8 protein-coding genes are annotated in these 10,974 nt (G+C 46.3%); all 8 read right to left on the bottom strand.

Annotated features, from left to right (window positions below):
* Nucleotides 1–6 precede the first annotated feature (6 nt).
* Nucleotides 7–417 (bottom strand): 6-pyruvoyl trahydropterin synthase family protein, encoded by a 411-nt coding sequence (locus KN811_RS08330; RefSeq protein WP_187966493.1) that lies wholly within the window; start codon nt 415–417, stop codon nt 7–9.
* On the bottom strand, nt 417–944 hold the full coding sequence (gene idi, locus KN811_RS08335) for an isopentenyl-diphosphate Delta-isomerase (protein ID WP_187966492.1): 528 nt from the start codon (nt 942–944) through the stop codon (nt 417–419). Before idi ends, KN811_RS08330 begins: the two co-directional genes overlap by 1 nt.
* 547 nt (nt 945–1,491) lie before the next feature.
* A complete protein-coding gene (locus KN811_RS08340) occupies nt 1,492–2,667 on the bottom strand; it encodes a T9SS type B sorting domain-containing protein (RefSeq protein ID WP_187966491.1) in 1,176 nt (391 codons plus the stop codon).
* A gap of 100 nt (nt 2,668–2,767) precedes the next feature.
* Nucleotides 2,768–3,661, bottom strand: coding sequence for a hypothetical protein (locus KN811_RS08345; RefSeq protein ID WP_187966490.1), 894 nt, complete (start codon nt 3,659–3,661; stop codon nt 2,768–2,770).
* Nucleotides 3,662–3,690: 29 nt separating this feature from the next.
* A complete protein-coding gene (locus KN811_RS08350; protein WP_216334767.1) occupies nt 3,691–5,028 on the bottom strand; it encodes an immunoglobulin domain-containing protein in 1,338 nt (445 codons plus the stop codon).
* Between the two features lie 98 nt (nt 5,029–5,126).
* The gene (locus KN811_RS08355; RefSeq protein WP_216334769.1) at nt 5,127–7,070 is read right to left on the bottom strand and encodes an OmpA family protein; all 1,944 of its coding nucleotides are present in this window, start codon (nt 7,068–7,070) and stop codon (nt 5,127–5,129) included.
* Nucleotides 7,071–7,081: 11 nt separating this feature from the next.
* Nucleotides 7,082–8,011, bottom strand: coding sequence for a PorP/SprF family type IX secretion system membrane protein (locus KN811_RS08360; protein WP_187967760.1), 930 nt, complete (start codon nt 8,009–8,011; stop codon nt 7,082–7,084).
* A gap of 75 nt (nt 8,012–8,086) precedes the next feature.
* Nucleotides 8,087–10,974 (bottom strand): Ig-like domain-containing protein (locus KN811_RS08365; protein WP_216334771.1); only part of this gene is annotated, 2,888 nt, incomplete at its 5' end.

The following is a 10,974-nucleotide window of genomic DNA, read 5'->3' on the forward strand; positions in this document are numbered from 1 at the left end:
TCTTTTTCAATCTCCCTTGTAGGTCACAAAATTACGAGGGGTCTCGTAAAGAGTAACTTCGAGGTCGTGAGTGGGATTTATGTGCGATCGTAACTTATTCCATATGGTCACTGCGATGTTCTCTGCTGTGGGGTTAAGGTCTTTAAATTCGGGAACGTCTAGGTTGAGGTTCTTATGGTCAAAAGCGTTTTCTATTTCTTTTTCTATAAGCTCTTTCAGGTCCTTAATATCCATGACAAAGCCGGTTTCCGGATCAATTTTACCGGTAACACTCACGGTGAGCCCGTAATTGTGCCCATGATAGTTGGGGCTGTTACATTTGCCGTAGACCACCCTGTTCTTTTCTTCGCTCCATTCGGGGTTATGCAACCTGTGGGCGGCATTGAAGTGAGCTTTTCTGCTTACCGTGACCTTCATTATGATGCGTTTTGCATTAAGTGATCGTAAAATTTGTTGAAAATGATCTTAAACCACGCTGTGTATAACTCCGGGCTTTGTTCCATATCTTTTTTCACTTCTTCCGGATATACCCATTTCCAGTCTACTACTTCGTCGGGATTGGGTTGGGGCTCTTTATTGTACTTTCCTATAAGCACATGGTCGAATTCGTGTTCCGTGAGCCCGTTGTCAAAAGGTGCTTTATAAACAAAGGAGAAGATCTCTTCGAGATCGGTAGTAAATCCCATTTCTTCCATCAGCCTTCTTTTTCCGGCATTGACGGAGGACTCCCCTTCTCTTTGATGACTACAACAGGTATTGGTCCACAATCCCGGGGAATGGTATTTGCTCTTTGCCCTCTGCTGTATCATGGTCTGTCCCTTGTCGTTCATCACGAAGACAGAGAACGCACGGTGCAATAGTCCTTTTTCATGGGCTTCCATTTTGGGCATCAACCCTTGTGGCTCGTCTTTTTCGTTTACCAATATAACTCTTTCTTCCTGCATATGTTCCTTTTGTTCTGTTTCAACAAGGGTTCAAAAATACAAAACCCGTGCCAGCCGTCATAGTAAATCGGTTTTACTTTTTTGGCCCGGTTCGCCGAAAGAGCCTACACCCCGTATAAACATACAACTATCCCGAAGGCATGTACAAAGCAGACTTCAAGACATGAGATATTAGATTTATGATTTATGGTTGGTTTCACTTGAATGCCTCACGTCTCTGTCCGGTTTATTATACACGGGCACGGGGTTCTTCTGCCTTGTAACAACCTTGTTTCTCCATATAACAAGTTTATTCCTTAACGAAACCTTTTCAAAGTGCAACATTTGCTAACCCTTCTCTCCCATAATAATCTTGTTTCACTGCTACACAATTCTATTCCCTATCGAAACCATTTCAAAGTACGGCACTTGTTAACCCACCTCCCGCATAACAATAAAAGGGCACGGGGGGTCTGTTTCGCCCCTCTGTGCTTTGGTCTGCATCCTGCGTATCGGGAAACCCATCCCGCGTACTTTCAGCCTTAATCCACCCGGCTTCCGGGCTGCCTTACCTCATGATATACAACCACCCGGAGACCGGTTTACTCCCGTCTCCCAGATCCAGTACATAATAGTAGGTTCCTACGGGAAGCATCCCGTTACGGCTTATGGTGTTTTTTATATTGGAACTCCCTTTCCAGGAATTGTCGTATCCTTTTTGTTTAAACACGAGATTACCGTAACGGTTATACACCCGGAGCTGGTTCTCCGGATAGTTTTCTATACAATCGATACGGAAAGTATCATTATTACCGTCTTCATTAGGTGAGAATAGGTTGTACACGGTGAGACACCGGGGAGATGTAGCTGCTTCTGCACGGTTGTTGGTTTCATCGGTATCCCGGGGATCGGAAGTACTGAGCCGGGCTACATTTACATAATCCTCACGGAAAAGCACGGTTGCCCTGACCTGTAACTCCCCGGTCTCATCGCCGGGCAGAACCGGAATGACCCAGGTACCCGAGGAAGCATTATATGTTCCCTTATCCGACCAGTGCGAAATATAGGCATACCCGGACGGCAGCCGGTCGACAATAACAATATCCCGTATAGCAATGGGGGTTTTATTCGCCACCCTGACCGTAAAATTAACCGGCCGGTCTATCAGAGGCCTGGGATCGTCCACCTCCTTGGTAACGGCCAGGTCCGGACACACATCCGGGAATACGGTTACGGCCAGCCGTTCTCCACTTTCGTTCCCGCCTGCCTCCGGAGATTGCGAGGCATAATAGGTAACCCCTTCTTCCAGGGGGTGGTTCCCCGGGAGCACATGACCTTCCCGGGGAGCATCATACCAGGTGATATTAATCCCGGTAACCTTTATATCGGCAATAACAGGATGGTAGAGCATACAGAAATACTGATCGCTTTCCCCGTCGGGAGGAGGAGATGAATCATCCGAAAACCGGACTTCAACCTCATTGGAGATTTCAGAGCTACATCCGTCAACATTAAAAGAGACCACCGTATATATCCCTTCCAGGACTACAGCATAGGTGTCCCCGGTAGCATCATTCACGGCTTCCCCGTTCCGGAACCACTGGTAGTAGAAAGCTCCCCGGGAAGAAGCATGCAGGTTCACCGTACTCCCCGGCGGGATTACAATGATTTCATCGTTTCCCTGCGCACCGGCGTATTGCCAGAAACAGAGGAAAATAAAAAAGAGTTTCCTGATCCGCATCATATTGAACAAAGGAGATAACTCCCGTAAACGGGATGGTAACGGGCAACTGTACTGCCCGGTTTCCCCGTATAATTTTTGAAGAGATTGTCCGGATATACAATTAATCCGTTACAGTACCGATAGTAATTGTCGGTGCTCCCGGCGTCGGGGATACCACAATCTGAAGGTCAGCAGCACCATCCTGCACCGTAGTTGTATAGGTTACATAATCCCTGCTCCCTTTATCTTTTACAACATATTCCACTTCTACATAAAAAGTATAGGTTCCGGGATCGGTAAGGGTAACGGCATAAGTATCCGCAGAAGTAGCCAGGTCAATGGGATTGGCAGTATCAGCATCCTTTACGGCGAACCATGTATAGGTTACTTCAAAATCATTCCCGTCCGGGTTGGGATACCCGTTGGTATTGGCCGTATAATCCACATTCAGGGAGGTCACGGACAACTCTATCGGTGTTGCCGGCACATCTGTAGAACAGTATGCCAGCGGGTTACCGTTAGCATTAAAGGTGGTTTCCACGGTAAGCGGTGACAGTACAAAAAGAATAATATCCTCAAAATCTCCGGACTGACAGATTACACTGCCATCGTCCACAAGCCCGTAAACCCGGTATTTATGATATCCGGGGGTGAGTTGGGTCAGGGTCAGGTTCTGTGTGGCTTCCCCTGTGATAAGATTTTCCGTTTCGGTCGTACCATCAGTAGTGATGATGGTATGCCATTGATAGGCGGTAAAGGTATTTCCCAGGCCATCATCCAGACTGGCTGTCAGGGTAAGCGAAGGGCCGGAAGTTGCAGGGTTATAGAACAATACCGCATCGTTTATTGTAGTCACGGGTAAGGTATTGTTGGTAATACTACCCACGGTAAGATCCCCCGGGATACCGATGGGTGTGACAGGTGACGGCGCCACAATCTGGGCAAATGCCGGGACGGAGCAAACTAAGAACAGGGTAACAAGACCGTTTTTCAGGAGTTTTTCAAATCGTTTCATTTTAATTGGTTTTAGGTTGTTATTGGATATTAATTGGTCGTATTTTCTATGCTGATATCAGGATTACTGTAATACGGATGTACAACGACCTGTACAGGGGTGCGTCCGGATTCGTCCGTACACCCGGGCCTGGTTTCCGACACATAGAAATAATGGGTTCCGGAAACAGTAAAATCGGGCGTATACGAGATACCGGAAAAAACAGGAGATCCTCCCGTGGCGGTCGTATACCAGTAGTAAGTAGCATTTATTAAGGGCTGATCTACCTGCAGGGTGGCTTCTTCGCCAAAACAGGTATAGACCATATCATTTATCAGGTCCGGAGCTGTAGGTATTCTTTCCATTTCATATACATGGAGGCTGCTCAATGCATTTAAAAGCCCCTCTCCTACACTTACCTCTATACGGTTAAAGGCTACATCTACCGGGTAGGTCAACACCTGTAAATCACTGCTTCCGGGCAGGAGAGACAGGGACAACAGGTTCTCGTCCAGAGCCAGGACCCCGTTATCCATATCGTTATGGTATGTTCTTATGGTAAAGCTACTGGCCAGCAGGGAAGCGTCCAGAAGCCCTCCTCCCGGGTTCTTAAAAACTACCCGGACCGAATCTCCCGGCTGTGAGGATGTATTGTATAAGGTCTTGATAAAGGTCTTGTCTGTGACGCTGATATTTGAACGAAGGATACTATTTGTCGATACGTTACCGTCAATGGCATTCTGCGGATCTTCAATGGTATTCAGTCCTCCCACTAATCCGCTGGTAGAGCCATACAGAACCTCGACAGGCGAATTACAGACAATATCATTAACGAAATCCTGCAAATAGTAAGCATAATACACATCAAGATTCAGTCCCAGGCTCACTAATCCTGTCAAAGTGATCCTGACAGCGTCATAAGCCACAGGTACTCCGTTTTCGTCTGATGGCACAAATATTATCTCATTTACAAAAGCCCCGTTGAGCAGGGATAGCAAACCTCCCATACCCTTTTCCTCACCAACAACAACTCCGTTTCTGTATGCCTGAATGCTAACCCCGGAAGCTACATTTAAGAGCCCCATATTATTTCCGAATTTGATATGCACCGGTTTTCCGGTCGGGGGGACATCAAGGAAATTCATTCTTATCCATGCAGTTCCAGCAATGTTAACGCTAAGATTGGCCTTTGTTCCTATATTTCCGTCAACCGCATTACCGGCATCAGATACATTTCCGGTCAGGAAACTGCTTCCATGATCTTCCGTATCGGCATACACCCGTTCCTGTGCCTGCTGCGCCCGGAGGCTATCAAAGCCACACAGGAAAGCGAGGATTACAAGAACACACAGTACAACTACTGCTTTTTTTTCTAATTCCGGGTGCATAGGGGTAGTTTGGATTAATATAAAAAAGATGATGTATTGACCACAACACATCATCTTTTACAAACGTAGATTAGGAAAATTATTTATCGATTATGATATCACTTCTCTATGATAATAAAATCTGACCTCCGGTTTTCGGAGTGTTGTTCTTCGGTACACAGACTACAGGTTTCACACACAATTTTGGGACGGTCTTCTCCATAACCAACGGCGCTTTCTATCCGTGATGAATCGATCTTCCCGACATCCAGGATATATTTCTGCGTCGATTTGGCCCTTCTGTCGGTCAGTCCACGGTTGTATTTTGCATTTCCTCTGCAATCGGCATGCGATTCTATTTTTATTTTCACGTCGGAGAACTGGTTCATTACATAAATCACCTTATCGAGTTCTTCTGCGGCCTGGGGGGTTATATCTGCCTTATCGAACTCAAAGTAAATAGGGTTTACATCTATTTTTTCCTGGTTGTCCTCTTTTACGATCAGGTCGTCGAAATTGGTCAGTTCAAAGTTGATATCGGTTATTTTGTCTCCGTTTTCTTCTGTGGTGATCACTTCGCGTTCTTCGGTCGTATAATTCGGTTTTGAGGCTTGGAATTTATAGGTATTCTCACAGGGCACTTCTACTTCATACATCCCGTCTGCCCCGGTTGTGGTCTGGGTTACGAGATCACCGAATTCATCAAATACTTTGACCGTAGCTCCTTCCAGCGCCAGTTTGGTGTTCTTATTGGTCACCTTACCGGATACCAACTGGTCACAAGGTTCTTTTTCCTTCGTATAATAATAGATATCATCGTCTCCCATGCCTTCGAGCCTGTTAGAGGAGAAATAACCGTGGGTTTCCGTAGAATCTATAACAAAGGAGAAATCGTCTTTATTGCTGTTCACCGGATTGCCCAGGTTTTTCGGTTCTCCAAATTCGGGTTTACCTTCTTCCTTTTGTTCGCTTTTAAAAACATCCAACCGGCCCAGGCCGTAATGACCGTCGGAAGAGAAATACAATATTCCTTCCCTGAAGTAAGGGAACATTTCCTTGCCACCGGTATTGATAACGGGCCCTAGATTCTGTGGTTCGGACACTACACTGCCGTCTTCGGACATTTCCGCAACGTATATATCAGTATCGCCATATCCGCCAGGCATATCAGAAACAAAGAACAACCATTTTCCGTCCGGGCTCATACAGGGGTGTCCTACGGAATAATCCACACTGTTAAAAGGAAGGCTTTCTGTTTTTATGATCTTACCGTCCTCGATGGTTCCCTTGATAATATGAAAGTTATTGGTTCCGGAATCGTCCTTGACCAATTTATTCTTGTTCTTTAAGATATTGGTCGTATAGTATATGCTGGAAAGGTCGGGAGAAAAGGTAATAGTAGCATCATGATATTTTGAACGGATATTGGAAAGGAACAGATCTACATTAAACAATTCCCCGTCGGTGGCATTCCGTTCGCCCATATAAAGATCCAGGAAGGGTTGCTGGTTCCATACGTAGAGGGTGTAGCTCTTTTTTCTGGTTGAAGAAAACACAACTTTATCTCCATAGAAGGTAGCTCCGAAATCAGATCTGGGTGTATTGCTTTCCAAGTCGTATACTGTGAAAAGGGATTCTGTTTGTTCAAGGCTGTCCAGATAGCTTTTCTCCCGAGCATACCTGGATATTTCATTTTCATCCCCTTTTCGCTTCAGGTATGTTTTCATCAATTTATCGGCCCCCTCATAATCCCGTGTACCTCTCAATGCCTGGATATAGCGGTGGAAGTGTGTTTCGGACATGGCGTCCTTTTGCAATTCGTACACTTTTTTATAATACCTGACCGCACTTGAGTCATTACTGACAAAATAATAAGAATCGGCCACATTACCCAAAGTTTCCACAGAAGGCGAGCTTTCTCTTTCCAGGTAGGCTTCATACGCTTTAGCCGCTTCTATATAGGCCAAGTCGCGAAACAACCGGTCTGCTTTCTTCGGTTGCTGTGCAAAAACCACGGTGGCACAACATATAAAACCAAGGGTATATAATATCTTTCTTCTCATGATGAATCGTTTTAGAAAAATCTCGGGGATTTTATACGGCTGGATCTGAATGGCATCTGATACCTCAGGATAATCTCATGTGTTCCGTCATTATAACGGTTAAAGTCGGTAGTTGTATAATCGTATGCATATCCTATGAAAAAGCTTGGAGATATCTGAAAACCGGCCAGTGCACTTACAGAGTCGTCCCACCGGTAAGAGGCTCCCAGTGTAAATCTTTCCTGTATCATGAAATTGGCAGAAATGTCTACGGATACGGGGGCTCCTCTCACTATTTTCACCATGGTAGCCGGCTTGAACATCAATGTTGGTGAAAGTTCAAACACGTAACCACCGGTAATAAAATAGTGAAGCCTGTCTGACAGTACTCCTCCACTTTCCCTGTCGTCGTAATAGTCATAACGCAGGAAGCTGGGCACGGAAAAGCCTATATACCACTTATCGGTATAATAGAATGCGCCGGCACCGGCTATAAAATGGGTTTTGTTGACATTTTCAGCAAATACGGGGTCTTCATCCTTATGCCTTCCCTTGGTCCAATCTACATCAAGTATACTGACCCCGGCTTTGACCCCAAAGGCCAATTTGGAAAAATAGCCTGTTTGTATGGTATAGGAAAAATTTCCATCGAGGAATACTTCACGTGAAGGCCCCAGTTTGTCATGTGCGGCATTAAAACCCAACCCCACCTTTTCGTTTCTCAATGGAGAGTGCACACTAAAAGACTGGGTTTGCGGAGCTCCGTCCAGGCCGGTCCATTGCGAACGATGTAACAGGTTTGCTTCTAGGGTCCCTACTGATCCGGTATAGGCAGGGTTAAAGCTCATCATGTTATACATGTATTGTGTATATTCAGGATCCTGCTGTGCCTTCACCGTGATCATAGCAAGCATACATATAAACAAAATGCAATTGCTTTTTTTGACTGTTATACTTTTCATCTGCTTATATTTTATCTGTTTTATATGGGTTTAATGTAATTAAAGAGGGATGGGGCCATCCCTCTTTAATCTGCTTTATCTGGCGATGTAGAGCCATCCGCTTTTTCTTATTCCTGTTCCGGTATCCATCACATAGAAGTAAGTTCCTACCGGAAGTTTATCATTTTTCTTAATAGCGCCGCTCTTATTGGCAATACCCTCCCAATCGTTATTATATCCTGAAGTTTTGAACACCAGGTTTCCATAACGGTTGTATACTTGTATTGTATTGTTGGGATAGAGTTGTATGCCATCTATGACAAAGGTGTCATTAAACCCGTCTCCGTTCGGAGAGAACTCATTATACACAACCAGCAATAACGGTTCTACAGCGATCTGTGCAGTGTTATTATCCGGATTCACGTCAGCCGGAGATGATTCTGCAATGGTTACTACATTCAGGTAATCTGCTCCTGCCACGGCAACTACTTTGGCTATTATTGTCAGGGTTGCCGTTCCTTCTGCGTCTATGTGACCAATGGTCCATTTTTCTGTCAGGTCATCGTAATCCCCGTCTGGAGACTCTCCCCTGACAAACTCATATCCGGAAGGCAGGGCTTCATCTACAATAATATTGGAGAACACCTGGTCACCGTCGTTGGTTACCGTAATGGTAAACTCTACATTACTGTCTATAGCCGGTTGCAATTCGTCTACTGTGATACTTATGGCCAGGTCGGAATCTGTAGTTACATCTACAGTAACCGTAGCCACATTTGAAACCCTTCCTTCTTCATCCTTTACGGTGTACTGGAAACTGTCCTCCCCTATGAAGCCGGCATCCGGGATATAATCCACTGTTCCGTCATCATTTATTGCTATTCCCCCATTCTCCGGTCCTGTAACTTCTTCTACAGTAGCCGGATCGATCGGAGCACTGCCTTCTGCATCGTTATCCAATACAGCAATTGTCACAAAACTGTTGGGATTTACGTGAGCTGCATCGTCATTAGCGATCGGACCAGTTGGTTCCGGATCTATAGTAATAGTTACTGTAGCCACATTGGAAGTATATCCATCTTCATCATCGACTGTATAGGTGAAGGTATCTTCTCCTATAAATCCGGCATTAGGCACATACTCTACCACACCTGTATTATCGTATACATTTGCTGTACCATTTTCCGGAAGATCCACCAGGGCAACAGTGACCGGATCGATATCGGCATTACCTGCCTGGTCATTCGCAACTACATCTATATCCACCGGAGTATCTACAAGTGTAGTTACACTATCATCATTGGCCATCAGGCCTCCGTTATTTCCGCCTACGATTATGGTTACCGTGGCTTCATTGGTGGTATAACCATCGTCGTCTTTTACCGTGTAGGTAAAGGTATCCTCTCCTGTAAATCCGGCATCGGGCGTATACGTCGCAACTCCGCTTACGGGGTCTACTTCTGCCATACCGTCGCCGGCCTGGCTCATTATAGTCACCGTTGTCGGATCGATCGGTACATTTCCGGCTTCATCATTGGCAAGAATGTCTATGTCTACCGGAGTATCCAAAGGCGTTACCGCACTATCGTCATTCGCCATCAGGCCACCGTTGTTTCCGCCTACGGTTATGGTTACCGTGGCTTCATTGGTGGTATAGCCATCGTCGTCTTTTACCGTGTAGGTAAAGGTATCCTCTCCTGTAAATCCGGCATCGGGCGTATACGTCGCCACTCCACTTACGGGGTCTACTTCTGCCATACCGTCGCCGGCCTGGCTCATTATAGTTACCGTTGCAGGGTCGATAGCGGCGTTACCTGCCACATCATTGGCAAGAATGTCTATGTCTACCGGAGTATCCAAAGGCGTTACCGCACTATCGTCATTCGCCATCAGGCCACCGTTGTTTCCGCCTACGGTTATGGTTACCGTGGCTTCATTGGTGGTATAGCCATCGTCGTCTTTTACCGTGTAGGTAAAGGTATCCTCTCCTGTAAATCCGGTATCGGGCGTATACGTCGCAACTCCGCTTACGGGGTCTACTTCTGCCATACCGTCGCCGGGCTGGCTCATTATAGTTACCGTTGCAGGGTCGATAGCGGCGTTACCTGCCACATCATTGGCAAGAATGTCTATGTCTACCGGGGTATCCAAAGGCGTTACCGCACTATCGTCATTCGCCATCAGACCACCGTTATCTCCGCCTATGGTTATTGTTACCGTAGCCTCATTGGAGATATAGCCTTCGTCGTCTTTCACCGTATAAGTAAAGCTGTCTTCGCCCTCATAACCGGTATTTGGTGTATATTCTACCGTACCATCAGGATTCACAACTGGTGTACCATTTGCAGGTGCTGTACCTATAGTTACCGTTGCAGGATCGATCGGAGCGTTGCCCGCTACATCATTATCCAGCACAGGAATGGTTACCGGTATATCTACAGGCGTACTGGCTTCATCGTCATTCGCCATCAGGCCGCCGTTGTTTCCGCCTACGGTTATGGTTACCGTGGCTTCATTGGTGGTATAACCATCGTCGTCTTTTACCGTGTAGGTGAAACTGTCTTCGCCTTCGAATCCGGTATCGGGCGTATACGTCGCCACTCCGCTTACGGGGTCTACTTCTGCCATACCGTTGCCGGGCTGGCTCATTATAGTTACCGTTGCAGGGTCGATAGCGGCGTTACCTGCCACATCATTGGCAAGAATGTCTATGTCTACCGGAGTATCCAGAGGTGTTACCGCACTATCGTCATTGGCCATCAGGCCGCCGTTGTTCCCGCCAACTGTCACGGTTACCGTAGCTACATTGCTGGTGTAACCGTCTTCGTCTTTCATCGTATAGGTAAAGGTATCGTCGCCTTCGAAACCGGCATCCGGGGTATAGGTTACCATTCCGGTCGCCGGATCTACGTCTGCAGTTCCCTGCGTCGGCATATCCGCGAGCATTACCGCTGTCGGGTCGATAGCTGCATTACCAGGGGTAT

This window comes from Sinomicrobium weinanense (assembly GCF_018863395.1).
In the GTDB taxonomy this organism is placed as follows: domain Bacteria; phylum Bacteroidota; class Bacteroidia; order Flavobacteriales; family Flavobacteriaceae; genus Sinomicrobium; species Sinomicrobium weinanense.